The 25,141-nt window shown below is 73.1% G+C and carries 25 protein-coding genes and 2 pseudogenes; 16 read left to right on the plus strand and 11 right to left on the minus strand.

What is annotated here, in order from left to right; genetic code table 11:
• Nucleotides 1-27: 27 nt before the first annotated feature.
• The 3 genes and pseudogenes from mptB to IE264_RS32970 all read right to left on the minus strand — a co-directional run bounded on the left by mptB (nt 28) and on the right by IE264_RS32970 (nt 3,093).
• Nucleotides 28-1,515, minus strand: coding sequence for a polyprenol phosphomannose-dependent alpha 1,6 mannosyltransferase MptB (gene mptB / locus IE264_RS32960; protein ID WP_032759592.1), 1,488 nt, complete (start codon nt 1,513-1,515; stop codon nt 28-30).
• Nucleotides 1,516-1,621: 106 nt separating this feature from the next.
• On the minus strand, nt 1,622-2,038 hold the full coding sequence (locus IE264_RS32965; RefSeq protein WP_032759593.1) for an SRPBCC family protein: 417 nt from the start codon (nt 2,036-2,038) through the stop codon (nt 1,622-1,624).
• 45 nt (nt 2,039-2,083) lie between these two features.
• A pseudogene (locus IE264_RS32970) lies at nt 2,084-3,093 on the minus strand (aldo/keto reductase).
• Between the two features lie 164 nt (nt 3,094-3,257).
• Here IE264_RS32970 and IE264_RS32975 point away from each other — a divergent pair.
• Nucleotides 3,258-4,154, plus strand: coding sequence for a LysR substrate-binding domain-containing protein (locus tag IE264_RS32975; RefSeq protein WP_015606424.1), 897 nt, complete (start codon nt 3,258-3,260; stop codon nt 4,152-4,154).
• Nucleotides 4,155-4,171: 17 nt separating this feature from the next.
• On the opposite strand, the gene IE264_RS32980 is transcribed toward IE264_RS32975, so the two are convergent.
• A complete protein-coding gene (locus IE264_RS32980; protein WP_015606425.1) occupies nt 4,172-4,441 on the minus strand; it encodes a hypothetical protein in 270 nt (89 codons plus the stop codon).
• Between the two features lie 184 nt (nt 4,442-4,625).
• Between IE264_RS32980 and IE264_RS32985 the strand changes: the two genes are divergently transcribed.
• The 6 genes from IE264_RS32985 to IE264_RS33010 all read left to right on the plus strand — a co-directional run bounded on the left by IE264_RS32985 (nt 4,626) and on the right by IE264_RS33010 (nt 11,593).
• Complete coding sequence (locus IE264_RS32985; RefSeq protein ID WP_032759594.1) at nt 4,626-5,246, plus strand: DinB family protein; 621 nt, start codon at nt 4,626-4,628, stop codon at nt 5,244-5,246.
• 109 nt (nt 5,247-5,355) lie between these two features.
• The gene (locus tag IE264_RS32990; protein WP_015606427.1) at nt 5,356-6,183 is read left to right on the plus strand and encodes a PP2C family protein-serine/threonine phosphatase; all 828 of its coding nucleotides are present in this window, start codon (nt 5,356-5,358) and stop codon (nt 6,181-6,183) included.
• Nucleotides 6,184-6,249: 66 nt separating this feature from the next.
• A complete protein-coding gene (locus IE264_RS32995; protein WP_015606428.1) occupies nt 6,250-7,245 on the plus strand; it encodes an MASE1 domain-containing protein in 996 nt (331 codons plus the stop codon).
• A gap of 282 nt (nt 7,246-7,527) precedes the next feature.
• Nucleotides 7,528-7,722, plus strand: coding sequence for an antitoxin (locus tag IE264_RS33000; RefSeq protein WP_015606429.1), 195 nt, complete (start codon nt 7,528-7,530; stop codon nt 7,720-7,722).
• Nucleotides 7,723-7,977: 255 nt separating this feature from the next.
• Nucleotides 7,978-9,579, plus strand: a complete 1,602-nt coding sequence (locus IE264_RS33005; RefSeq protein WP_032759596.1) for a sigma-70 family RNA polymerase sigma factor — start codon at nt 7,978-7,980, stop codon at nt 9,577-9,579.
• A gap of 274 nt (nt 9,580-9,853) precedes the next feature.
• On the plus strand, nt 9,854-11,593 hold the full coding sequence (locus IE264_RS33010; protein ID WP_229887881.1) for an FUSC family protein: 1,740 nt from the start codon (nt 9,854-9,856) through the stop codon (nt 11,591-11,593).
• A 59-nt stretch (nt 11,594-11,652) separates the two neighbouring features.
• On the opposite strand, the gene IE264_RS33015 is transcribed toward IE264_RS33010, so the two are convergent.
• Nucleotides 11,653-11,994: a hypothetical protein gene (locus IE264_RS33015; protein ID WP_015606433.1), complete on the minus strand. Its 342-nt coding sequence runs from the start codon at nt 11,992-11,994 to the stop codon at nt 11,653-11,655.
• 44 nt (nt 11,995-12,038) lie between these two features.
• Nucleotides 12,039-13,769, minus strand: coding sequence for an aa3-type cytochrome oxidase subunit I (gene ctaD / locus IE264_RS33020; RefSeq protein WP_043971305.1), 1,731 nt, complete (start codon nt 13,767-13,769; stop codon nt 12,039-12,041).
• A gap of 207 nt (nt 13,770-13,976) precedes the next feature.
• Here ctaD and IE264_RS33025 point away from each other — a divergent pair.
• Nucleotides 13,977-14,645 (plus strand): annotated as a pseudogene (locus IE264_RS33025) (NADPH-dependent F420 reductase); the annotation flags it as partial.
• Between the two features lie 180 nt (nt 14,646-14,825).
• Here the strand turns inward: IE264_RS33025 and IE264_RS33030 are convergent.
• The 3 genes from IE264_RS33030 to IE264_RS33040 are packed head-to-tail and all read right to left on the minus strand — an operon-like array spanning nt 14,826 to nt 16,410.
• Nucleotides 14,826-15,167 (minus strand): hypothetical protein, encoded by a 342-nt coding sequence (locus tag IE264_RS33030; protein ID WP_032760634.1) that lies wholly within the window; start codon nt 15,165-15,167, stop codon nt 14,826-14,828.
• Complete coding sequence (locus IE264_RS33035) at nt 15,164-15,853, minus strand: anti-sigma factor (protein ID WP_032760633.1); 690 nt, start codon at nt 15,851-15,853, stop codon at nt 15,164-15,166. The genes IE264_RS33030 and IE264_RS33035 overlap by 4 nt, the downstream gene beginning before the upstream one ends.
• Nucleotides 15,844-16,410 carry an RNA polymerase sigma factor gene (locus tag IE264_RS33040; RefSeq protein ID WP_032760632.1) on the minus strand — a complete coding sequence of 189 codons (567 nt, stop codon included), beginning with the start codon at nt 16,408-16,410 and terminating at the stop codon, nt 15,844-15,846. Before IE264_RS33040 ends, IE264_RS33035 begins: the two co-directional genes overlap by 10 nt.
• Before the next feature lie 257 nt (nt 16,411-16,667).
• Between IE264_RS33040 and IE264_RS33045 the strand changes: the two genes are divergently transcribed.
• The 7 genes from IE264_RS33045 (at nt 16,668) to IE264_RS33075 (ending at nt 20,630) form a co-directional block, all read left to right on the plus strand.
• Nucleotides 16,668-17,192 (plus strand): Asp23/Gls24 family envelope stress response protein, encoded by a 525-nt coding sequence (locus IE264_RS33045; RefSeq protein WP_015606439.1) that lies wholly within the window; start codon nt 16,668-16,670, stop codon nt 17,190-17,192.
• Nucleotides 17,193-17,196: 4 nt separating this feature from the next.
• Nucleotides 17,197-17,424: a hypothetical protein gene (locus IE264_RS33050; protein WP_031125296.1), complete on the plus strand. Its 228-nt coding sequence runs from the start codon at nt 17,197-17,199 to the stop codon at nt 17,422-17,424.
• On the plus strand, nt 17,421-18,356 hold the full coding sequence (locus tag IE264_RS33055; protein WP_032760631.1) for a DUF6286 domain-containing protein: 936 nt from the start codon (nt 17,421-17,423) through the stop codon (nt 18,354-18,356). The genes IE264_RS33050 and IE264_RS33055 overlap by 4 nt, the downstream gene beginning before the upstream one ends.
• Nucleotides 18,357-18,393: 37 nt before the next feature.
• The gene (locus tag IE264_RS33060) at nt 18,394-18,987 is read left to right on the plus strand and encodes a hypothetical protein (protein ID WP_051822081.1); all 594 of its coding nucleotides are present in this window, start codon (nt 18,394-18,396) and stop codon (nt 18,985-18,987) included.
• 219 nt (nt 18,988-19,206) lie between these two features.
• Nucleotides 19,207-19,725 carry an SRPBCC family protein gene (locus tag IE264_RS33065; RefSeq protein WP_015606443.1) on the plus strand — a complete coding sequence of 173 codons (519 nt, stop codon included), beginning with the start codon at nt 19,207-19,209 and terminating at the stop codon, nt 19,723-19,725.
• A gap of 117 nt (nt 19,726-19,842) precedes the next feature.
• Nucleotides 19,843-20,328 (plus strand): hypothetical protein, encoded by a 486-nt coding sequence (locus IE264_RS33070; protein WP_032760629.1) that lies wholly within the window; start codon nt 19,843-19,845, stop codon nt 20,326-20,328.
• A gap of 74 nt (nt 20,329-20,402) precedes the next feature.
• Nucleotides 20,403-20,630, plus strand: a complete 228-nt coding sequence (locus tag IE264_RS33075) for a hypothetical protein (RefSeq protein WP_032760627.1) — start codon at nt 20,403-20,405, stop codon at nt 20,628-20,630.
• A 48-nt stretch (nt 20,631-20,678) separates the two neighbouring features.
• Here IE264_RS33075 and IE264_RS33080 read toward each other — a convergent pair whose 3' ends face one another.
• Nucleotides 20,679-21,764: an enoyl-CoA hydratase/isomerase family protein gene (locus IE264_RS33080; protein WP_032760625.1), complete on the minus strand. Its 1,086-nt coding sequence runs from the start codon at nt 21,762-21,764 to the stop codon at nt 20,679-20,681.
• Nucleotides 21,765-22,061: 297 nt separating this feature from the next.
• Between IE264_RS33080 and IE264_RS33085 the strand changes: the two genes are divergently transcribed.
• Entirely contained in the window at nt 22,062-24,215 is a 2,154-nt protein-coding gene (locus IE264_RS33085) for a SpoIIE family protein phosphatase (RefSeq protein ID WP_015606447.1), read from the plus strand.
• A 118-nt stretch (nt 24,216-24,333) separates the two neighbouring features.
• Here the strand turns inward: IE264_RS33085 and IE264_RS33090 are convergent, their stop codons facing one another.
• Nucleotides 24,334-24,990, minus strand: coding sequence for an LAETG motif-containing sortase-dependent surface protein (locus tag IE264_RS33090; protein ID WP_015606448.1), 657 nt, complete (start codon nt 24,988-24,990; stop codon nt 24,334-24,336).
• Between the last annotated feature and the right edge of the window lie 151 nt (nt 24,991-25,141).

Consider the following 25,141-nt stretch of genomic DNA (forward strand, 5'->3'; position numbering starts at 1 on the left):
GCCCCGAGCGGTGCGTCGAGCGGTTATCTAGGCGGTGCCCTGCGGGGCGTCGGCGCTCAGCGGTTCGGGAGCGGGTTCCGCCGTGCGGGGGCCGGGCACGGAGGTGGGGGCGGCTTCCGCGACGAGCGGGGTGCGGCGGACGACGAGGGTGGCGACGAGGGCCGTGATCGCGGCGAGGGCGAACCCGTAGGGCGGGGTGGCTCCCGTGGGGTGGGTCTCGTAGACGAGCGCCGCCGACAGCACGACCAGGACGGTGGCGACCCGGCCGTACTGCTGGGTGGCGGCCACGACCACCAGCCCCCACAGGAGGTACCAGGGCTGCACCATCGGCGAGAGCGCGACCAGCACCAGCAGGCCCAGGCCCAGGGCGTGGACCGGTGGCAGGTGGCCGTTCATCGACCTGCGGGCCAGGACGAGGATCAGGACGACCGCCGCCGCCAGGCCGAGGGTCTGCACGGCGGACTTGACCGGTTCGGGGTCGGTGCCCAGGAGCAGGCGGCCCAGCTCGCCCAGGCCCAGGCCCAGGTCGCTGACGACGGAGAGCGCGGTGTGGATGTTGCCCGCGACGCCCTGGGTCCTGAGCCAGCCGAAGCCGGTGCCGCTGATCAGTGTGGCCGAACCGGCGACGGCACACGCGACGAGGCCGGGCGCGAGGAGCCCCTTGGCCCAACGCCGCAGCCGGGGTCCGGTCGCCGAGGCGTGCACGGTGACGCCGATGAACAGCAGCGCCACCGCTGCCGGGGACTTGACCATCATGGCGAGTCCGACGAGGGCGCTTCCGGCCACCCATCTGCCACGCAGCGCGAGCGCGAGCCCGGCCAGCATGAGGCCGATCATCAGGCCGTCGTTGTGCATGCCGGCGACCACGTGCATCAGCAGGAGCGGGTTGAGCGCCCCGAGCCACAGGGCGCGGCTCTCGGAGGTGCCGTGCTCCCGGGCCACTCGGCGCAGGGCCCAGACGATGAGGACGAGCGAGGCGAGCGCGATGAGCCGCATCGCCAGGACTGCGGGCACGATCGTCCCGCCGGTCGTCTTCGCCACGGCGGCGGAGAGCAGGAGGAAGAGCGGTCCGTACGGGGCCGGGGTGTCGCGCCAGTGGTTGCCGACGCTCGCCGCCGCGTCGCCGCCGATTCCGGCGGGGTCGAGGCTGGAGGGGCCGACGGTGTAGACGTCGTGGCCCTCGATGACCATCGCGCCCTGGGCGATGTAGCTGTAGACGTCGGCGCTGTAGAGCGGGGGCGTGAGCAGGAACGGCGCTGTCCACCAGGCGAGGGTCGTGAGCGTTTCGCGTACGGAGGAGGCGGTCCTGCCGTACTGCCACCAGGCGACGACCAGCACGGTCAGTCCGGTGTAGGCGAGGACGGCCGCGGCCGTCCGCACGGTGGAGCCGTGGTCGATCCAGAGGCCCCAGGGGTCGTGGGCCGGCAGTTTTCCGGAGATCCAGCCGCCCGCGGCGGTCGCCAGGGCGCCCGCCGCACCCAGCCGACGGTATCCGGCAGCATTCAAAGCCCACATGACCGGAGAACCTATCGGACGGCGTGACGCCTCCGTTCCCCTCCCCCGTCCACCGGGGCCGGGGAGCTGCCGGGCACCCGGAGCCGGTTCCGGGTGCCCGTGGCGTTCAGCCGGTGAGCGACTGCTTCAGGGCGGCGAGGCCGTCGGCGTATATGCCCTGGAAGAGGCCGGTGGCCTCGTCGTCGCCGATCCCGTCCGGGGTGAAGGTGCCGGACCACTCCACCCGGGCGCTGCCGGGGTCCTCGCCCGCGTGCACGGCGATGGTCGAGAGGTAGCCGGTGACGGGGAAGGGGGCCTGGAGGATGGAGTAGCTGTAGGTGCGTGCGGCGTCGTCGAAGGCTTCGAGGCGCTCGACGATGACGCCGCCGTCCTCGTTGGTGAGGGTGCGGACGCGGCCGCCCTCGCTCGCTTCGCTGGTGGGGATGTAGGGGAGCCAGTCGGGCAGCGAGCCGAAGCCGCCGATGAGCTGCCAGACACGGTCGGCGGGGACGGGGAGTTCGATGGTCGCGGTGGTGGTGGCCATGGGGGTGAGGTCCTTACGGTGCGGGCACGCGGTGCCAGGGGTGGTTCAGGCGGTGGGGACGGGGGCGTCGGCGGAGATCAGCTTCTCCTCGCGCAGGGCCGTCCAGAAGGCGGCGGGGACCTTCTCGTCGAGGGCGGCGAGGTCCTCGGCGATGCGGCTCGGCCGGGTGGCGCCGGGGATCGCAGCCGCGGTGGCCGGGTGGGCCAGGGCGAACTGGAGCGCGGCGGCCTTGATGCCGATGGAGTGCTGCTGGGCGAGCGCCTTGATGCGCTCGACCTTGGTGACGATCTCCGCGGGGGCCTTCTGGTACTCGAAGTGCGCGCCGCCCGCGAGGATGCCCGAGCTGTACGGTCCGCCGACGACGAGGTCGACGTCGTGCTCGGCGGCGGCCGGGAGGAGGCGCTGGAGGGCGCGGTCGTGGTCCAGGAGGGTGTAGCGGCCGGCGAGGAGGAACGCGTCGGGGCGCGGCTCGTCGAGGTCGAGGGTGAGTTCGAGCGGCTCGACGCGGTTGACGCCGAGGCCCCACGCCTTGATGACGCCTTCCTCGCGGAGCCGGGTGAGGACCCGGAAGGCTCCGGTGCGGGCGCTCTCGTAGGCCGCGAGCCACTCGTCGCCGTAGAAGTCCTGGGCGACGTCGTGGACCCAGACGATGTCCAGGCGGTCGGTGCGCAGCCGCTTCAGGCTGTCCTCGATGGAGCGGAGGGTGGCGTCGGCGGTGTAGTCGTTGATCATCTTGTTGGGGCGGCCGTGCTCGAAGAGGCCGCCCTTCTCGCCGAGGTCGCGGGCGGCCGGGTTCTCGGTCTCGTCCAGGACGACGCGGCCGACCTTGGTGCTGAGGACGTAGTCGTCGCGCGGGTGCTGGGCGAGGACGTCGCCGAGCCGGATCTCGGAGAGGCCCGCCCCGTAGAAGGGGGCGGTGTCGAAGTAGCGGATGCCCTGGTCCCAGCTGCGACGACGGTGGCGGCGGCCTCCTCGTCGGGGATGGCGCGGAACATGTTGCCGAGCGGGGCGGTGCCGAAGCCGAGGCGGCCGGGGAGGAGGTGGGTGATGCTCACGAGTGCGTCCTTCACGGGAGGAAGTTGCCGACGTTTCGTGGGGATAGATCCCTTTGCTCACGCTCTGTCGGCCTTACGCATTCGAGGTTAGGATCGACACCTTGAGACTGTCCAAGACTTGTTCGGGCTCACTTAAGTCTCTGAAGGTCTGACTAGGACGTGACATGCTCGATCTCCGCCAGCTCCGCTACTTCGTCGCCGTCGCCGAGACGGAACACGTCGGCCGCGCCGCCGAGCAGCTCCACATCTCGCAGTCGCCGCTGAGCCGGCAGATCGCGCAGCTGGAGAAGGATCTCGGCCTCACCCTGTTCGAGCGCGACCGGCAGCGGATCCGGCTGACCTCCGACGGCCGGGTCTTCCTGGGCGAGACCAGGGCGCTGCTGACCCACGCGGGGCGGCTGGAGAACCTGGGACGCCGGCTCGGGCGCGGCGAGGAGGGCGGGCTCTGCATCGGGTACGTGCCCGACGCGATGCACACCGGCCTCCTGCCGGCCGCCCTGCGCACCCTGCGTACGGAGCGGCCGGGCATCCATGTCGCGCTGTACGGGCAGCAGAGCGCCGAGCAGTTCGAGGGGCTGCGCCGACGCAGCCTGGACATCGCCCTGGTGCAGGAGCCGCCGGCCGAGGACGACCCGGATCTGTGCTCTGCGCTGCTGCTGGAGGATCCGCTGCTGCTGGTGCTGCCCGAGGGCCATCCGCTCGCCCAGCAGCCGGACCTCGCACCCGCCGACCTGGACGGGCAGCCGTGGATCGCGGTGGAGAGCAGCCGCGACCCGGCCTGGCGCGACACGTTCGTCGCCTCGTGCGTGGCGCTGGGCTTCACCCCGGACATCACCCTGGACGCCGCCGAACCTCTCACCGCGCTCGGGCTCGTCGCGTCGGGTTTCGGCCTGGCCCTGGTCCAGCGGAGCATGGTGCGCGGCACGGCGCCCGGGGTCGCCGTACGCGAACTTCCCTGGCACGACGGGTCCGCACGGCTGTGGGCGGCCTGGCACCGCACCGATCTCCGGCCGGTCGTCGGGGAGTTCCGGGCGACGGTGCTCGACGCGGCGCCCGCGTAACCCCGTTGCCTACGCTCCTAGCGCATGTCGCCGCGCCAGTCCCACTGGTGGCCGTCGATCGAGCGGGGACCGTACTCGGCGCGGCCACCCGGTCCGTAGGCGCCTATCTCCGTGACCAGTCCGACGCCCTCGCGCAGGGCCTCGTCGCTCCAGCCCGTGACGTCGAGGAGCAGCCCGTCGAGCGGTCCGCCGACCAGCTCCCGGTAGTCGTGGCCCGGCCTCGGGCCGGGGTGCGGGTCGTCGTGGTCGGTGCCGTACACCCGTCGCTGCCTCATCAGCTCGTCCATGCAGGCAGCATCCCACCGGCCACTGACAACGGCCCGGCGTGCGGGGCCATCCGGCCACCGGGCGTCCCCCGCTGCCCCGCCGGAAAGCGGATGCGGCCGGCGGGCCGGTGTGGAAGGGTCCCCGGCGAACCGTCCCCGCCGGACGGCCGGCACACGACGCACACGCCCGGGAGCGAACCCACCGATGGCCACACCACCACGCCTCGTCCCGCTGCTGGAGCAGTTCGACTTCGCCCGGGAGCGGCTCACCGGCCGTCTCACGGGTCCGCTCATGGACAGCGGCAACGGTGTCGGGATCGGTGTCACCCCGCTCGGCGACGACGAGTACTTCTGGCAGCCCGTACCCGGCTGCTGGTCCGTCCGCCGCCGCGAGGCGGGACCCGGGCCCCGCGCCACGGTGCTCGACGGGAGCGGCGACTGGGGCCGGGACTCGGCGGCGTCACCGCACCCCTTTCCGCCGCCGTTCACCACCATCGCCTGGCGGCTCAGCCACCTGAGCGAGATGCTGGCGCTCCGCGCGGACCACACGAACGGCAGCCGCTCCCTGACCCGGGCCGGCCTCGCCGTCCCAGGCGACGCCGCCGGGGCTGTGGCGGCGTTCGTCTCCGCGGCCGAGGCATGGCACGCGACCCTGCTCACCGCCGACGACACCGCCCTGGACACCGTGGGGTACAGCGCCTATCCGTACGGCAGCGACGCCGAGGACCTGTTCGTCGACATCGTCTGGTGGGTCAACCAGGAGATCCTGCATCACGGCGCCGAGATCGCCCTGATCCGCGATCTGTACCGGGCGCGGCAGCCCTGAGGCGCTCCCTCCGCCCGGCACGGGACCGGTGCGGGACCGTCGTCGGCGAAGTCGCCGCCGTGGGGTGCGCGCCATATGATTCAGGGACTCACGCACCGCGGAGCAGCCAATGAACCGGCGTCGGACTCCCCGCTCGGTAAGCGCCGAGGATCTGCTGACCACGTTGCAGAGCCTCACTGCCCGCGCTCGGCGGGAGGTGGAATTCCACCAGGCCAGAGTGGAACTCGCGCAGGCCCTTCAGCGCGACATGCTTCCGGCGACCCTTCCCGCCCTCCCCGGCCTCCAGTCCGCGGCGCGGTACGCGCCGGCCCGGGACGGTCTGGACATCGGCGGCGACTGGTACGACGGCTTCGCGCTGGCGGACGGCGCCCTCGGGTTCGCGATCGGTGACGTCCAGGGCCACGACGTGGAGGCGGCGGCCTTCATGGGGCAGGTCCGCATCGCGATGCGGGCGATCGCGGGTACGGTCTCCGACCCGGGTGAGGTCATGGGCCGGACCAACGACCTCCTGCTGTCCGTGGACTCCGGCCTCTTCGCGACCTGTACGTTCCTGCGGCTGGACCCGCAGACCTGGGAGCTGCACAGTGCGCGGGCCGGGCATGTGCCCTGTGTCTGGGCGTCCGTGGACGGACGTTCGGGCATCACGGAGGACCCGGGGGGCCTGCCGCTGGGGATCCAGACGGGCGAGAGGTATCCCGTCACCCGGCGGACCCTGGACACGGACGGCGCGATCGTGCTGCTCACCGACGGCGTCGTCGAGGGCCCGTCGCTGCTCATCGAGGACGGCCTGGACCGGGTCCGGCAGCTGGTCGGCGCGCATGCCGGGGCGAGCGCGGACGAGCTGGCCGACGGGGTCCTCGGGGCGGCGGAGCTGACGGGCCACGAGGACGACGCGGCCGTACTCGTCCTGCGGCACGCCCCGGCCCGGGCGCGTTGACGCCGGGACCGCGGGGCCGCGTGTCACCGGCGGCCGTCTCCGCGAGGTCGGTGTCTGATGAGTGCTGTGATCCGCAGCAAGGAAGCCAGACGTCGGGCCGTGTACGTGGCGCAGCTCCTGGGCGTGGTGGGCGCCTACTACCTGTCGGGGCGGCTCGGACTGACGCGCCAGGTGGTGGTGGACGGCGCCGTGGTCACCCCGCTCTGGCCGCCCACCGGGATCTCGCTCGCCGCCCTGCTGTACCTCGGCGCCCGGATCTGGCCGGGCATCGCCCTGGGCGCGTTCTTCACGGTCACCGCCATCGGTGACGCGTTCACCCTGTCCCGTCTGGGCATCGTCCTCGGCAACACCCTCGCGCCGCTCGCCGCCTACGCGCTGCTGCGCCGGGTGGGGTTCCGCAGCGAACTGGCCCGGCTGCGGGACGGGATCTGCCTGGTCTTCCTCGGCGCGTTCGCCGGGATGCTGATCAGCGCCACCATCGGCAGTGTGACGCTGATGCTCGACGACAAGGTCCCGGCGGGACGGTTCTGGCTGGTCTGGTCGTCCTGGTGGGCCGGGGACGCCATGGGGGTCCTCGTCGTCACCCCCGTACTGCTGGTGCTGAGCCGGGTGAGGCGGCCCCGGCTGTCCGACCGGTGGCCGGAGGCCTGCCTTCTCGCGGTCGTCGTGGTCCTGGCGGGGACCTTCTCCACCAGGAGCTCGCTCTCCATGATCTACCTGGTGTTCCCGGTGATCATCTGGGCGGCGCTCCGGTTCCAGCTGCCCGGCAGCGCGCCGTGCGCCCTGGTGGTGTCGGTGCTGGCGATCACCGCCGGTACGGATGCCCTGGGGCCGTTCGCGGGCCACACGCTCATGGAGATCATGGCCAACCTCACCGTGCTCAACGGATGCGTGGCGCTCACAGCCCTGCTGCTCGGGGCGATCGTGGCCGAGCACCAGAACATCCGTCGCGAGACGGAGCACGCGGTCGTGGAGCTGGAGGCGCTGGTGGAGCAGCTCGCTCCGCTGCCGGGACGGCCCGTGGCGCGGTACGACGACGACCCGCCGCGCCCGGGTCAGTAGGGCAGCGGCCGGCCGGAGGGGGTCCGCAGGTCGAGCGGGGGCGGCCCCGACGGGGGCGGGGGTCGACGGACAACGATGCGGATGCGGCCCATGGCCACCACCTCCTCCAGGTGACCGGTATCTGCCCAGTCGGCGCGGCTTCACACTTCCGGCCCGCCGCACGGGCTCCTGGGCGCACCTGTGGCCGGGCCCCGGGCGGGGGCCGGACGGTGTGGGGATGCGGGCCGGGCCGGGTGCGGTGACCCTTGATGGGTGGGGGCGCAGAGGCTAGGAGGACCAGGCATGTCCGCAATGGACAAGATCAAGAAGATGTTCAAGGGCCACGAGGACCAGGCGGGCAAGGGCATCGACAAGGCGGGAGACATGGTCGACGACCGGACCAAGGGTAAGTACAGCGGTCACGTCGACACCGCTCAGGACAAGCTCAGGCAGCAGTTCGGCACCGAACGCGACCAGGACGGACCGCCGCGCACCTGACCCCGGTCGCCGGTGCCCGGCACCGGGCCCGCGTCCGCGCGCAACCCGTCCGCCCGTAACCCGGTCCGTGCCACGGACCGCATCCCGTGGCACGGACCGCGTGTGCCGCCAGGGGCCCGGTGCCGGGCGCCCGGGTGACGGGAGGCACCGGAAGAAATCCGGGATGTTCATCGGATTCTTGTTATTGTCCGGCCCGCACCGCATCTCCCGAGTGTGGGAAGTGACAGCACCGGACCCCGGAAGAGTGAGCACAGCATGGGCAAGGATCACGGGACGGCCTTGATCGCGGCGGCGCGGAACGGCGACCAGGAGGCCAAGGACCGGCTCGTAGAGTCGTATCTGCCGTTGCTGTACAACGTCGTCGGCCGGGCGTTGAACGGGCACGCGGACGTGGACGACGTGGTGCAGGAGACGGTGCTGCGCATGCTGCGCAGCCTGCCCGAGCTCCGTGATCCGGAGAGATTCCGGTCCTGGCTGGTGGCGATAGCCATGAACGAGATACGCCGGCACTGGCGCGAGAGCCAGTCGGGGGCGATATCCGCCGACCGGCTGGACGACACGTTCGACCTGGCCGATCCGCGCGCCGACTTCGTCGAGCTGACCATTCTGCGGCTCGGGCTGACCGGTCAGCGGCGCCAGGTGGCGGAGGCGACGCGGTGGCTGGACGAGGACGACCGCGCGCTGCTGTCGCTGTGGTGGCTGGAGACGGCGGGCCAGCTGTCACGGGCCGAGGTCGCGGCGGCCCTGGAGCTCTCCCAGCAGCACACGGCCGTCCGCGTCCAGCGGATGAAGGCGCAGCTGGAGGCCGCCAGGGTCGTGGTGGGCGCGCTGGCCGCCGACCCGCCGTGCGTACTGCTGGAGGACATCCTCGGCGGCTGGGACGGGGTCCCGTCCGCCCTGTGGCGCAAGCGGCTGGCCCGCCACGCCCGCGAGTGCACCGTCTGCTCCGGCCACGGCTCCGGTCTGGTGCCGGCGGAGGGCCTGCTGGTGGGTCTCGCGCTGGTCCCGGTGGCCGCGGCGGCGGGCGGAGCCGTGGCCCCGGAGCTGCTGACGACAGCCGCGCACCTCACCCCGGCCTCCGCGGCCGGGGCGGGCCGGGCCGAGCGCCGGCGCGGTCAGGTACGGCGGCGGCGCCGCAACTCGGCCATCGCCGCGGTGGTCGCCGTCGCGGCGCTGGGTTCCGGCGGCGCGGCCGTGCACCTCTACAGCAACGACGAGGACCGGGACGCGACGACCCTGAGCGCGGGGGTTCCGAGCGAGAGCGCGACCCTGCCCACGGCGTCCGTCCCCTCCCCCACGGCGACGACGGCGTCGCCGTCCGCCTCGGCCTCCTCCGCCTCACCGTCGGCCAGTGCCTCGCCGACGAAGAGCCCTTCGCGCAAGCCCAAGCCCTCGCCGACGAGGAGCACCCGGCCCCCGGCGCCCAGCTCGGCCGCCCCGGCCCCCAAGCCCCCGCCGCCCGCGCCCGCACCCCCGGCCTCGGTGGGCGGCCAGGTCCTCCAGATCGTCAACGCCGAGCGGGCGAAGGAGGGCTGCGGACCGGTGACCTCCAACGACCTGCTGGCGACGGCGGCGCAGCGGCACTCGGCCGACATGGCGTCCCGGGACTACTTCTCGCACACCTCCCCGGACGGCACCGACCCGGGCGACCGGATCACCGCCGCCGGATACCGGTGGAGCACCTACGGCGAGAACATCGCCAAGGGGCAGCGGACCCCGGCCGATGTGATGAAGTCATGGATGGACAGCCCGGGGCACCGCGCGAACATCCTGAACTGCTCCTTCAAGGAGATGGGCATCGGGAAGCAGGACTCCGGCGGCGGACCGGTGTGGACGCAGAAGTTCGGAGCCCGCTGAGCGGCACGCCGTGACCTCCCTCCGCGGCCGGTGATCTTTCATCTGGCGGAAACGCGGCGGAAGCACCCCCTCCACCTCGGTGTTCCAGACTGGCGGCAGCGCCCAGGCCGACGGTGTCCCCCGGCGGATTCCCCCTCCCCCTGTGGACTGGAGCCCGGTGGTGTCACCCGTTTTCCCCCTCGCCGTCCGGCCGTTGCCGCTCTGGCTCGGCCACGTACTGCGTACGCAGCGCGGGCCCGTCCGCGGTGGTGCGGTGGTGCGCGGGGCGCTCGCCATGCTTCCGCTGCTCGCCGCGGTGCTCGCCGACCGGCCGACGGCGGGTGTTCCGGCGGCGCTGGGGGCGATGTTCGCCGGGATCAACGACCGCCCGGGCGGTCGTCGCTCCTCCGTGTCGCGGGTGGGGGTCCCCGCGCTCGCGGGCGCGGCCGGTCTGCTGGTCGGCTCGCTGCTTCCGGCGGTCGGCCCGCCGGGGGCCGCGATGTTCGTGCTGCCGGTGCTGCTCGGTGTGCTGGGGCTCCTCGCGGGGGCGCTCAGCTCGACCGGCCCCGTCGCTTCGGCCTGCGGTACGCAGGTGCTGGTCGCGGCCGTGATCGGGGCCGGGATGCCGCTGCCGGAGTCCGGCGGGGAGCGGGCGCTGCTGTTCCTGGCGGGCGCGGGGTGGGCGTTGTTCCTGCTGCTGGTGCTGCCCTCGCAGCGGCGGAGCAGCGGTGGCCCGTACCGGTACGACGGCGAGCGCGAGGCGGTCGCCGGGGTGTACGCGGCGGTGGCGGGGCTGCTGCGCGCGGCGGGCAGCACGCGGGCCCCGGCCCGGCGGGCGGCGCTCACGGCCGCGCTGGACCAGGCGCAGGACGCCCTGTCCGGCCCTCGGTTGCGGCGTTACGCGAGCTCAGCGGCGGAGCGGCGGCTGCACGCCCAGTACGCGGCGGCGCTGCCGCTGGCCGAGGCGGCGACGGCGCTGGCCTGGGCGGGTGAGCCCCTGCCCGGCCGGGTCGCGGAGGGGCCGCGGCGCCTGGCGCACGCGGTGCGTACGGGGAGCGCCTGCGGGCCGCTGCCCGCGCCGGTGCGGTCGGGTGCGGGCCTCCGCGCGCTGGACGACGCCCTGTTGGCGGCCGCGGAGGCGTTCGACCGCCGGGCCGGGCAGTCGTTGCGGACCGTGCGGGGGCGGCCGGATCTCGTTCCGTTGCTGCGCAGGGCGTTCGGCCCGGCGGGGCGCGAGTACGGGTTCCGGGTGGCGCTGTGCTGCGGGATCAGTGCGGCGGTTGCGCTCGGCCTGGACCATGAGCACTGGTACTGGATGCCCGCCACGGCGGTGTTCCTGGTGAAGCCGGATCTGGGGCCGCTGGTCTCCAGGGTGCTGAGCCGGGCCGCCGGGACGGTCGGGGGTGCCGCGGTCTTCGCCGGGTTCTTCGCGCTGGTGTCCGGCCCGCTGCCCGCGGTCGCGGCGGTCGCGGTGTGCGGGGCGCTGATCCCCGTCGCCACCCGGCACTTCGCGGCCCAGACCGCGGTCGTCACGGTGCTCGTGCTCTCCCTCGTCGTGCTGGCGGGCGAGCCGCAGGCCGCGTGGGGCCGGGTCGTGGAGTCGCTGACGGCCTGCGCGATCGTGCTGCTGGTGGGACATCTGCCGCTGCCCGGGCAGCGGGGCCACCGGGTGCGGGACGCGGTGGACACGGCGGTGGCGGCGGCGCACCGGTATCTGCGGCACGTCCTGGCCCACCCTCAGGACGGCGCGGCGCGCGGGGTGCTGCGCCGCGACGCCTACCGCTCACTCGCCGCGGCCCGGGCCGTGCTGGATCTCTCGGCGGCCGAACTCCCGCCGGTCGCGGGGCGCACGGCAGGGTTCGAGGAGGTGGCCGGTGCTCTGGAGCGTCTCGTGGACACGACGACGGCCTGCGCGGTCCAGCTCCACGACCGGAGCGCCGCCCTGCCCGTGCCGCACGCCGAACGGATCGCGGAACAGCTGGCCGCCCTCGACGCGGCTCACCGGGCGTCCGCGCGTTCCGGCGTGCTGGTCTGACGGCTGCCCGGGCGGGATCCGGTGCGGCCGCGGCCGGGCCGCACCGGATCCCGGCCGGCTCAGCGCAGGAGCACCGTCGACACCGTACCGACGCAGGTGAGCGCGCCCACCGCCACGACCGAGAGGGCGACGCAGCGGGCCCTGAGCCGGTCGTAGCGCGCGGTGTACTCACCGCGCAGTTCGGCCGCCCGGTCGCGGACGCGGGTGAGCGACTCGCGGGAGACGGCGACCCGGTCGGTGAGGTAGACGCGCTCCACGTCCTCGCGCTGGGCGGTGGTGAGCCAGGGCAGTTCGTCGGTGAAGCGGCGTGCCTGCGTTCGCGCCCTCTCGACCTCGGCGTTCCACAGCAGATAGCCCTCCAGCTGGGCCAGGCCGCGGGCGCTGTCCTTATCGGGTTTCACGCGTCCTCCTCTCGTCGGGCTCTCCTGGTCGGGCCGGGCCGCGCTCACTCCTGGTTGTCCCCCGGGGCCACGGTGACGGAGGCGTCGTGCCGGTTGGCGGCCTCGTCGATCGACCGCACCGAGGGGTGGTGCAGGTCGAACGCCGGGGATTCGGAGCGGATCCGCGGCAGGGTGACGAAGTTGTGGCGAGGAGGCGGACAGGAGGTCGCCCACTCCAGCGAACGGCCATAACCCCACGGGTCGTCCTCGACGATCTGCTTGCCGTACTTGGCGGTCTTCCAGACGTTGTAGAAGAACGGCAGGATGGAGAGGCCGAGCACGAACGAGGCAATGGTGGAGACCGTGTTGAGCGCGGTGAATCCGTCCACCGCGAGATAGTCCGCGTAACGCCGCGGCATTCCTTCGGCACCGAGCCAGTGCTGCACCAGGAACGTGCCGTGGAAGCCGACGAACAGCGTCCAGAAGGTGACCTTGCCGAGCCGCTCGTCCAGCATCTTGCCGGTGAACTTCGGCCACCAGAAGTGGAATCCGGCGAACATCGCGAAGACCACGGTGCCGAAGACCACGTAATGGAAGTGCGCGACGACGAAGTACGAGTCCGAGACGTGGAAGTCCATGGGCGGCGAGGCGAGAATGATTCCGGTCAGACCGCCGAAGAGGAAAGTGACCAGGAATCCGATCGACCACAGCATGGGGGTTTCGAGGGAGATCGACCCCTTCCACATGGTGCCGATCCAGTTGAAGAACTTCACCCCGGTCGGCACCGCGATCAGGAACGTCATGAAGGAGAAGAACGGCAGCAGCACCGCACCCGTGACGAACATGTGGTGCGCCCACACGGTCGCGGAGAGTCCCGCGATGGCGATGGTGGCGGCGACCAGCCCGATGTAGCCGAAGACCGGCTTGCGGCTGAAGACCGGGAAGATCTCGGTGACGATGCCGAAGAACGGCAGGGCGATGATGTAGACCTCGGGATGGCCGAAGAACCAGAACAGGTGCTGCCACAGCAGCGCGCCGCCGTTGGCCGCGTCGAAGACGTGGGCGCCGAACTTGCGGTCCGCCTCCAGGGCCAGCAGGGCTGCGGCCAGGACCGGGAAGGCGAGCAGGACCAGGACACCGGTCAGCAGGACGTTCCAGACGAAGATCGGCATGCGGAACATCGTCATGCCGGGGGCGCGCATGCAGATGATCGTGGTGATGAAGTTGACCGAGCCGAGGATCGTGCCGAAGCCGGAGAAGGCCAGACCCATGATCCACATGTCGGCGCCGATGCCCGGCGAGCGGACCGCGTCGTTCAGCGGCGCGTAGGCGAACCAGCCGAAGTCGGCGGCACCCTGGGGCGTGAGGAAGCCGGCCACCGCGATGAGCGAGCCGAAGAGGTACAGCCAGTACGCGAACATGTTGAGCCGCGGGAACGCCACATCGGGCGCGCCGATCTGCAGCGGCATGATCCAGTTCGCGAACCCGGCGAACAGCGGCGTCGCGAACATCAGCAGCATGATCGTGCCGTGCATCGTGAACGCCTGATTAAATTGTTCGTTCGAAATCAACTGGGTGCCGGGGCGTGCCAGTTCGGCGCGCATCACCAGGGCCAGCAGTCCTCCCACGCAGAAGAAGGCGAAGGAGGTGACCAGGTAGAGCGTGCCGATCGTCTTGTGGTCCGTGGTGGTCATCCACTTGATGACGACGTTGCCCGGCTCCTTGAGCCGTACCGGCAGTTCGTCCTGGTCGGCGGCATCGGTCTCCACCGGTTGTGAGATGCCCCTCGTCGTCACTGCGACGCTCCTTCGGTCAACGGCCCGTATGGACTCGGCGACCAGGATGGACCCGCGGCGATCGGTCCGGTGGGACATCCCTCCCCGTCCAGCGCGAGCGCCCGGGAAGGACACTCAAATGGCCCAACCGGCCCGGAATAGCTCCCCGGGCAGCGGAGTTGGTGAAGCCACAGAACCACTTCTTCCCCACTCAGCAGGTATCGGAAGGTCGGATCCATGAAGATCGGCATTATTGGCGCGGGCAACATCGGCGGCAATCTCACAAGGCGCCTGACCGCACTGGGACATGAGGTGTCGGTCGCCAATTCCCGTGGCCCCGAGACCCTGACCGCCCTCGCCGAGGAGACCGGAGCCACTCCGGTGACCGCGTCGGAGGCGGCCCGGGACGCCCGGATCGTGGTCGTGACCGTCCCGCTGAAGGCCGTACCCGACCTGCCCTCGGGGCTTCTGGACGGGGCGGCGGACGGCGTCGCGGTCATCGACACCGGGAACTACTACCCGCAGCAGCGCGACGGCAGGATCGCCGCCATCGAGGACGGGCTGACGGAGAGCCGGTGGACCGAGCAGCAGATCGGTCACCCCGTGATCAAGGCGTTCAACGGGACGTACGCGCAGGACATCCTGGACCGGGGCCGTCCGCAGGGCAGCCCCGGCCGGCAGGCGCTGCCGGTGGCCGGGGACGACGCGGCGGCCAAGCAGGCCGTCCGCGACCTCATCGACGAGCTCGGCTTCGACACGGTCGACACCGGTGGCCTGGACGAGTCGTGGCGTCAGCAGCCGGGGACCCCGGTGTACGGCAACCAGGGCGATGCCGACGCCATCGTGAAGGCGCTGGCGGAGGCGTCGCCGGAGCGCACCGCGGAGTGGCGCGCCTGACCCGCGCGGTGAGGGGAGGCCGTGCTGCCCGGGAGCGTCGTCCCGGGCAGCCGGAGGGGGCGGCGTCGGGCGGGCGCCGTCCCGGGCAGCCGGAGGGGGCGGCGTCGTCCCGGACAGCCGGGCGCGGTCACCCGCTACGCGGGCCGCCGGGGCGCCGTCTCCCCCGCCCGGGCCGGCCGTTCAGACCACCCCCGTCACCGTCACCCGTACCGAGACCGACGGCTCGGTGCGGACCGCGGCGAGCGTCGCGGTGTGTACGGCCCGGGTGACGTCGAGAGCACGGTGGCCGCGGTGCAGGACGAGGCGGATGTCGATGTGCCAGGCGCCCGTGGCCTCGTCCCGGCCCACCCGCACCCCCTGCGGCCGCCCACCGGACCCGCCGGCCGGACGCGGGGCCCGGCCGGCGACCCGCGTCCGCAGCAGGTCCACGACGCCGGGGCGCAGGAAGGCGACGCCGGGGACGTCCTGAGCGGCCCCGGCCGCCGCTTCGGCGAGCCGGTCCCGGAGTGTGTCGGCGGTCATCGCGCTGCTCCTCCCGTGCCGTAGCGGTCGTACTCATCGCCTTCGCCGCGTTCGCCGCCGGTACCACCGTCGTCACCTACGTCGTCCTCGTCGAGGATGTCCACGACCAGGACGTCGGCCGCGCCGAGGCGGATCCCGATGTCCCGGTCGGCGACCTCGGCGATCCGTGCGCGTACGGCATCGGCCAGGTCCGGCAACGACCGGTCCAGGGCCGCCGCGACCTCGACGCGTACGTGCACCGGGCCCGTCGGGTCGGCCGGGTCGAGGGGCTCGATCCGGCAGCTCCCGGCCCGTACCCCCGGCAGCGCGTCGACCGCCGCCCGCAGCAGCCGTGCGGCCGCGGCCTCGACGATCCAGTGGTCCTCCTCCGGTCCCCCGAGGGGAAGCGGGCGCCCGGGCCGCAGTTCGAGGCGGACGAGATCCATCACGCGGGCCGTGATGGCGGCCGTGGTCGCCTCGGGCACTCCGGGCTCCTCGGCGCAGGTACGGCGTACGGCATCGCCCAGGCCGGTGAGTTCGGCCAGGGCCGCCGAGCAGTGCGGGCACACCGACAGGTGCGGGTCGTCGGCCGCCCGGCCGGTGTCCCCGGCGTCCCAGACGTCGCTCAGCAGGCGCCCGCAGGCGAGCCGCTCCTCCTCTTCGTACCGGCTCTCTTCCGGCCGGTCGGGGTTGGCGCTCATCGCCATGCGCTCATCGCCTCCGTCAGGTAGCGGCGGGCACGGAAGACCCGGCCGCGGACCGCCTGCAGACTGATTCCGACCGTGTCCGCGATGCTCTCGTACGACAGCCCCTGCATCTCGCGGAGCACCCAGCAGACACGTTGTTCGGGCGACAGGCCCGCCATCGCCCCGGCCAGCGCGTCGGCCGCGGCCCGCGACTCGACGGCGCGGGCGGGGGACGCCTGGTGCTCGGGGGCGGCCTGTTCGGGCACCGAATCGAGGTCCGCCGCCGGTCTGCGTGATCGGAGCCGGTTGAGGCAGCGGTTGGTGACGATGCGGTAGAGCCATGTGTGGAAGGAGGCGTCCCGGCGAAACTCGGGAAGTTTGCGCCAGGCGCTGACGAAGGCGTCCTGAACGGCGTCCTCCGCGTCCGCCCGGTCTCCCAGGAGCCGCACCGCCAACTGCAGCATGGCGGGGCTGTGCCGTCGTACGAGCGCCTCGAACGCCTCCTCGTCGCCCTCCCCGGCCCGTACGACCAGCAGCGCCTCGTCGGCCCGGACGCCCTCCGGCGCCCGTTCCGTCATCTGATTCCCGTCGCCGGGCACGGACCAGCCCCTCCCTCAGTCGGTTGCACGACACCTTCTCGTTGTTGTCGGTCCTACTCGCCGGACAGGCGTCATCCGTCTTTCCTCTTCCGTCCTCCGTTGGACACCTGGCACGGCAGAACGTCACGCACGAGGGGTCGGCGGAAAGTTTCCGGGAACCCGCGTGACGAATCGGCGGACAGCGTGTCCAACGAGAAGTCAGGCGATACGAGCCGAGCGATACGCGAGGAGTTCTCATGACCACCACCCAGACAGCCGCAGCCGTTCCCGCCGCGGGCACGGGGCCGGGCACGGGCGGACAGAAGCAGAGCGGCGGAGTCGGCGGTACGACGACCCTGGGGAGCGGAGCCACCGGCGCGTCCGAGCCCGCGGCGACGCGGGGCCGCACGTCGATCGCCGACACCGTCGTCGTGAAGATCGCGGGGATGGCGGCCCGGGAGATCCCGGGCGTGCACGACATGGGCGGCGGTCTCTCCCGCACGCTCGGCGCGGTGCGCGACCGGGTGCCCGGCGGCCGGCCGAACGTCGGACGGGGCGTCAAGGTCGAGGTGGGCGAACGTCAGACGGCCATCGACCTGGACCTCGTCGTCGAGTACGGCGTCGCGATCACCGATGTGGCGCGCGACGTGCGCGAGAACGTCATCGCGGCGGTGGAGCGGACGACGGGCCTGGAGGTCGTCGAGGTCAACGTGACCGTGAACGACGTGCACCTGCCCGAGGACGACGACGAGGCCGCTCCGGCCGAGACCCGCGTGGCGTGACGGCATGACACGGAGGGTGGACGGGCCCGGCCCGGTGGACGGTGTGCCGGGCCGGGGCGTGCTCGGGGCCGCGGCGGGCATGGCGCTGGGGTTCGCGGGCTGGTTCGGCGGTTTCGGGGCGTTCCTCGTGGTGGCCGCGCTCGGCGCGCTGGGCTGGTTCGCCGGGCATCTCGTGGACCGGGGCACGGGTCTGCGGGAGTTCCTGGACTCGCTGGTGGGGAGGCGGCAGTGACGGTCCCCGCCGCCGGGCGCGGTACGACGACGGTGGCCCCCCGGGCGGTCCGGCGGATCGCCGAGCGGGCCGCCGCCGAGGCGCTGCCCGACGGCGGGTCGGTGATCCGGGGGTCGGCCGCTGTGCGCGGCGCCTCCGCGCGGATCGCGGTCGGTGTGCGGCTGCCCTATCCGGTGCGGGCCGACGAGGCCGCGCAGCGGATCCGGGAGCGGGCGGAGACCCGGACGGCGGCCCTGACGGGTCTGTCCGTGCCACGCGCCGAGGTCCGCGTCGACGCGCTGTCGGTCGCTGCTCCCCCACCGGTCCCGGAGGCCGAGCCCGGCCCGCCCGGCGACAAGGACGGCTCCGGCCCACGGATCAGGGCGCAACGGCGTGTCCCCGCGGCGGTCCTGGCGGTCGTGGGAGCCGCGGCGTGCGGGTTGGTGCTGGTGGACGTGATCGCGGTCCGGTTCGGCGGCTCCCCCGCCGGGTGGCGTACGACGGTGGTCGACTGGGCGGCGGCCCATGGTCCGGCGGACACCGCGGTCCGGCTCGCAGGCGTGGGCGCGGCGCTCGTGGGCGCCTGGCTGCTGGGCTGTGCGCTCCTGCCGGGGCTGCGGCGAAGGCTGCGGATGGCGGCGCCCGCGTCGGAGGTACGGGCAGCGCTGGACCGTACGGCGGCGGCCCGGATCCTGCGGGAGCGTGCGCTCGGCGTACCCGGGGTGGTGCGGGCCCGGGTGAGCGTACGTCGTCGGCGGGCGAGGGTACGGGCCGGTGTGGGGTACGGCCGCCCGGAGGAGGTACGCGCCGAGGTGGTCCGGGTGCTGGGCGCGAGCCTGCTGGAGCTGGGGCTGCACCGTACGCCCGCTCTGCGGGTCCGGGTGCGGCGCGTGGATCGGGACGGGGCTGAGGACGGGACTCAGGACGGGCCTCGGAACAGCGGGGCGGCGTGAGCGGCGTGACGGACTGCGGTGTGAGGGTGTGGGGAGCATGGCGGTGATCAGGCGTGGCGCGGTGAACCGGGCGCTGCTCGGGACGGTCGGTCTTGCCCTGCTGGCCGGTGGAACTCTGCTGGCCGTCGGGGACGGTTCGGGGCTGGGCCGGGTGGGCCGCGAGGTGCCGGGCTGGTGGTCCGGTCGCGCGGCCGACGGGGTGCTGCTGGATCGCGGCGGACTGGCCCGGCTCCGGGAGAACGGCTGGTGGACGCCTGCCGTGATCGTGGCGCTCACCCTCGTACTGGCGCTGCTCGTCCGGTGGTTCGCCGCCCAGGTGTCGGCGTCCGGACCCCGGTGGGTGGGCCTGCGGGGTGCCGGTCTCACGCTGCGGCGGCGGGCGTGGGAGCGGGCGATGACCTCGCAGGCGGGCGCGGTCGACGGCGTGGCCCATGCCCGGGTGCGGCTGGCGGGCCGGCCGCTGCGGGCGTCGGTGACGCTGGTCGTGGAGCCCGAGGCCAGGCCCGTGGAGGTGGTGCGCCGGGTCGCCGCCGGGGTGGTCTCGGACGCGCGTCGCTGCGCGGGCGTACGCGGCCTGCCGACCGATGTACGGGTGCGGGTGGCGAACCGGCGGGAGCGGCGCGCGCGGTGAGCCTCGGCTTGGATGGCGCCCAGGTGCCCGTGGGCCGCGGCCTGGACAGCCCTGGTGTCGGTGAGCCTCGGCACGGAGGACCCAGGGCCGATGCACCGGACCGCTCCCCGGCCCCACCCGTTGCCTACTCGTGAGTAAGGTGTGGGCCCGGGACGCGGCGCCACGGTCCGTCCGGTCCCGGAAACGGCCCGACGACGACCGTGGACAAGGAGTTGCGTCATGCCCCGCACCATGTCCGTAGCGGACAGCACCGTCATCGCCGCCCCTCCGGCGCAGGTCTACGAGCAGCTCAGCGACCCCACCGCCATGGGCCGTTGGAGCCCCGAGAACCGCGGGGCGACCGTGCGGGGAGAGCGGCGCGCCACGTACGTCGGCATGGTGTTCGAGGGCCGGAACAAGCGCGGCGCGGTGAGCTGGACGACCCGGTGCACCGTGACTGCGGCCGATCCGGGCGAGCGCTTCGCCTTCCGGGTCCATGCCATCGGCGTCCGGCGGCCGCGGCTTCCCGGCCCCATCGCGACCTGGGAGTACCGCTTCGAGGCGGTGGACGGCGGGACCCGCGTGACCGAGACCTGGACGGACGACCGGCGCTCCTGGCCGGACTTCGTCGCCAACGCCTTCGATCGCGTCGCGACAGGTGGCAAGACCTTCGCCCAGTTCCAGCGCGGCAACATCCGGACCACGCTCAAGCGCCTGAAGGCCGCCATGGAGGAGGACAACGCCCGGGGCGCCGCGTAGGGGTCCTTTCTTGCTTCGGGGGCCCTCCCTTGCTGCGGAGGGAGTCCGTTTCCCGGACGTGTCACTCCCCCGGTGCACACTGGGGCGCGTACGGGTGGTCCGAGCGCAGGGGGACGTATGGGCAGCGAGGAGGGCGCCGGGTTCGAGCCCGCGACCGGGGACGGGCCGCCGCCCGGTGGGAGCGGGCAGGCGCGCGCCGCTTCGGTGCGGACGGCCTTCGAGGGGCTGCTGCAGATCCGCCGCCTGACCGGGGAGGGCCGGGACGATCCGGAGGCCGCGCCTGCCGCGTGGGAGCTTCACCGGCCGGTCCGGGCCGTCGCGTTGGCCCTGGAGAGTTCCGGAGCCACTCCGTCCGCCGTCGACGCGTCGGGCCGACGAGTGGCCGCCGGGTACCGGGTGCGTACCGGCGAGTCGGCCGGGTCGGTGCGGGTCGACTGGGCCGGGCCGCCCGGCAGCGGCGCCGCGCACCACGAGGAGGAGGCGCTGGCCGAGTGCGCCGAGGTGCTGCGGCGGCTGGGCTGGACCGTGCTGCTCTACCGGGGTCCTCGCAGGCGGCGGTATCTGGAGGTTGAGCCGCCGGCGGGAGTTCCCGGGGTGCGGTAGCGGGCGTGGAGGGGCGTTGTCAGACCCATGGGAGATGCTTGACGGTCCGACACCTCTGACCAGGAGACGCTGAGATGGACAAAGACGAGCTCGCCGCGGCGCAGGCGTATGTCCGCCTGCTGGAGGCCACCCGGGCCGCGCTCTCGGACCCGGAAGACGCACCCTTGTACCTGCCGCTGCTCACCTCACCGATGCGGGAGGCCGACCGTGCCCTGCACGGGGCGGGGCTGACGGGGAACGAGGACAGGCTGTTCGCCCTGGTGCGGGAGTTGCAGCCGAGCCTGTCCGGCAGCGACAGGTAGTCAGGAGCGCCAGGCAGTCAGGGGAAGCGCCGGCCCGGGGGCTCGGTCTCAGGCCGTTCCGCCGGCGGTGGCGCCGGGGGCGAGACCGAGCTCCTGCTCACCCGGCCCGAGGGGGGCGAAGAAGCGGGCGACCGCGCTGTCGTCCACCTCGGCAAGGGTGGCCGGTTTCCACTGCGGGCTGCCGTCCTTGTCGATGATCCGGGCGCGTACGCCCTCCACGAAGTCGGGCTCCTCACGGATCCGGCCGGAGACACGGAACTCCTGGTCGAGGACGGCTTCCAGGCTGCCGAGCCGGGCGGCACGCCGTACGGCGGCGAGCGTGACCTTGAGCGCCAGGGGCGACCGGGCCGCGAGCTCCGCCGCCGTATCCACCGCTGCGGGGGTGGCGCTGTCCTGGAGCCGTCGGACGATCTCCTCGACGGTGTCCGCGGCGTAGCAGGCGTCGATCCAGTCGCGCTGCGCGGCGAGGTCACCGGCGGGCGGCTCCTCGCTGAAGCTCCGCACCGTCCGCGCCACCTCGTGGGCGGTCGCCGACGCGGCCAGGGCCTCGGTCAGCTCCGGCAGACGCCGCGTGGGTACGTAGTGGTCGGCGAGGCCGCAGAGCAGGGCGTCGGCGGCCCCGACGGAGCGGCCGGTGAGTGCCAGATGGGTGCCCAGTTCGCCGGGTGCGGCGGCCAGCAGGTGGGTGCCACCGACGTCGGGCACGAATCCGATACCGGTCTCGGGCATGGCCACGCGTGAGCGTTCCGTGACGATCCGGAGGGAGGCGTGGGCCGAGACTCCGACTCCCCCACCCATCACGATGCCGTCCATGAGGGCGACGTACGGCTTGGGGAAGCGGGCGATGCGGGCGTTGAGGCGGTATTCGTCGCGCCAGAACTCCAGCGATGCGCGGCCTCCGGCGCGGGTGTCGTCGTGGAGGGCGCGGATGTCGCCGCCCGCGCACAGGCCGCGGTCGCCCGCTCCGGTCAGTACCACCGAGGTGACCGTCTCGTCCTGCTCGGCCCGGGCGAGCGCCCCGTCGAGCAGCCGGACCATGGCGTGGGTGAGCGCGTTGATGGCGCGGGGCCGGTTCAGGGTGATGTGCAGGCAGTGACCGCGGGTCTCCAGCAGGACGGGCCGGTCGTCGTTCATGTATGCGCTCCGCTCACTGGGGACGGTGGGGGCCTGAGGGGCGGACCGTCCGCCACGGTCGGCCGGTCCGTTCCCGCCATTCTGCGACTCCCGGGCCGTGCTCCGGACAGGGGGGCGGCGGGGCGGGCCCGGAGGCGGTGCGCAGGGGCCGGTGAGCGGGGGGTCGGGGTTCCGGCGGCTGGTCCGGGTGGGAAGTTCGGTGGTGCTCCGCTGTGGCACTCCGGTGCGTGCGGCTCGACAATTGAGGCCTACGGGGCGCGTCGCCGCGCGCCCCGCCGGACGATCTCCGGAGCATGCATGACCGACCACGAACGGCGGCAGGATACCGAACCCGCTCCGCTGCGCCGGATCGACCGGAGGACCAACGGTGAGATCGGGCCGACGGAGCGCCTCGCCATGAACCGGACCGGGAGCTTCGACTGGGATCTCGACGCCAGGACCCTGGACATCGACGACGCGGGGCTGGCTGTCTTCGGTGTGGACCCTGCCTCGTTCGACTCACGTCCCGGCGCGCTGGTGGAGCGGCTGGAGCCGGCGGAACGGGCTCGGCTGGACGTCACGATCGACGAGGCCATCACCGGCGGCAGCAATTCCTACAACGTTCATTTCCGGGTTCCGCTGGACGACGGGACGACCCAGTGGACCCATGTCCAGGCCCGCATCCTGCGGTCGAAGGACGGGAAGGCACACCGGATCGTGGGGGTGGTCCGTGACGCGACGGCGGAAGTCACCCATTCGGCCTTCGTGCTCGATCTGGAAAAGCGCCGGCAGCGGCAGACCAATATCGTCGAGCGGACCACCAGCGCGATGTCACGTGCGGTGACCGTCGACGATGTGACAGCCGCGCTCACCGGTCCGGGCGGGCTGGCGCGGCTGGGGGCGGACGGGCTGGCCCTGGGGCTGGTGGAGAACTCCGCGCTGAACATCGTGGCGCTGAGCGGTGAGTCGCTGGAGGCGCTCGACGGGCTCGGCTCCGGGGACCTGGAGCGCAACCTTCCGCTGGCCGACGCCATCCGCAGCGGGCGGCCGCGGTTCATCACGTCCCTCGCGGCACTGGCGCGGCGGTATCCGGTGCTGGAGCCGCATCTGGGCAGGCTCGGGTTCCGGGCCGCGGCCTATCTGCCGCTGGTGGCCCAGGCCCGGTCGCTCGGCGGACTCGCCCTCTTCTACCGGGAGCGCACGGTCTTCAACGCCGACGAGCGGATCCTGTGCCTGGGTCTCGCGGCCATCGTGGCGCAGTCGCTGCAGCGGGCAATGCTCTTCGACGAGGAGCGGGAGTTCGCCACCCAGCTCCAGTCCGCGATGCTCCCGCCCCGTATACAGGACATCGAGGGCGGCGAGATCGCGGTGCGGTACCACGCCGCGTGGAGCGGGCGGCAGGTCGGCGGCGACTGGTACGACGTGATCGCCCTGCCCAAGAACCGTTACGGGCTGGTCGTCGGGGACGTCCAGGGGCACGACACCCATGCCGCCGCGATCATGGGCCAGTTGCGGATCGCCCTGCGTGCGTACGCCGCCGAGGGGCACCCTCCGGCGACCGTGCTGGCCCGGGCCTCCCGCTTCCTCTCCGAACTGGACACCGACCGTTTCGCGACCTGCACCTATGCCCAGGTCGACCTGGCGACGGGCGCGGCACGTGTGGTCCGCGCCGGGCACCTCGGGCCGCTGATCCGGCATGCCGACGGGCGGGTCGGCAGTCCGCAGGTGCGCGGCGGTCTGCCGCTGGGCATCTCCACGGAGTTCGGGGACGAGGAGTATCCGGAGACCCGGCTCGATCTGGTGCCCGGGGAGACGTTCGTCCTGTACACGGACGGTCTGGTGGAGGAGCCGGGCGCCGACCTGGACACCGGGGTGGATGCTCTGCGGAACGAGGTGAGCGCCGGTCCTGCGGGGGCCGAGGCGCTGGCCGACCATCTCTCGGACCGGCTCTGGGAACGGTGGGGGTCGGGGGACGACGTGGCGCTCCTGGTCCTGCGGCGCAGCCCCGATGTGGGGTCCTCGCAGGCGCCCCGGCTGCACCAGTACATCCACCAGGCGGACCCGGAGGGGCTGTCCGACGCGCGGGCGATCGTGCGCCAGGCGCTCGCCGACTGGGACATGGCCGACTTCGCCGACGACGCCGAACTGGTCACCGGTGAGCTGCTGGTGAACGTGCTGCTGCACACGGAGGGCGGGGCGGTCCTGAGCCTGGAGGTGCTGCCGGAGCCGGTGCGGCGGATCCGGCTCTCGGTGCAGGACCGGTCGAGCGCCTGGCCCCGGCGGCGTACCCCGGGAGAGACCTCGACGTCGGGCCGGGGGCTGCTCCTGCTCGACGCGGTCGCCACCCGCTGGGGCATCGAACCCCGCGGCGAGGGCAAGGCCGTGTGGTGCGAGATCGGTCCCGCTCCCCCGCCCGCCACCGCTCCTGCGCCGGCCGCCGTGGAGCAGGTGCCGCCCGCCGGGCAGCGATGAGGGGCGTGCCGCGTCACCTTCAGCGATGCGGCACGCCCCTCGACCGGCGGCTCCGACACATCGGGCGGCCCGGCGCCGCTCACCGCCTCAAGCGGGAGCGACTCCGGATGCCCTGGTGTCAGCTCTGGGTGGTACGCCGCTTGCGGACGGCCCACAGGATCCCGCCACCGGCGAGCAGCACCGCGAGAGCGGCGCCACCGATGACCGGCGTCGCGGACGACGAGCCGGTCTCGGCCAGGTCCGGCGAGCTGGGGCTCGGGGCGGGCACGGCGGGCGCGGACTCCGAAGGTTCACCGCTGGGGGTGGCGCTCGGCTCGGGCGTCTGCGTGCCGGGGGTCTCCGACGGCGTCGACTCGGTCGGAGTCGGCTCGGTGGGGGTGGGCTCGGTCGGAGTCGGCGTGGGAGTCGGCTCCTCCTCGCACGCCTCGACCGACTTCTCGTCCTTGAACGAGTGCTTGCCGCCCTCACTGGCGTCCTTGACGTCCAGTCGGACGGTCACCGGACCGGAGTGCTCGGGAAGAGTCAGCTTCGTGCTGAACTCACGGCCGAACTCCTTGGTGGGCAGCAGGTCCTTGCCGTCCACAGTGACCGTCACCGTGTTGGGGACGTTCGGCGAGTAGTTCTTGAGGTCAACGGTCACCTCGGAGCAGGTCACGGCCCAGGTGGGGGTGTGAGCCGCGGCCGGACCGGCGGAGATGACGCCTCCGGTCAGACCGACGACCGCAGCGGCCACGAGTGCTCCCGCGCCACGCCACGATCTCCTGGGTATGGTCATGGATACTTCCTCCAGCTGAATCTCATCGCCCGAATGGCGGTGGGGCGCACAGTACTGCCATCGCCACGTGTGGGCGCACCCACCCCGTGCGTCACCCCCCGAACGAACTCCGGCCATACCTCCGCCACTTCGCCCAAGACGGACAGCTACT

The sequence above is a fragment of the Streptomyces microflavus genome (genome assembly GCF_014650075.1).
Lineage (GTDB): Bacteria > Actinomycetota > Actinomycetes > Streptomycetales > Streptomycetaceae > Streptomyces > Streptomyces microflavus.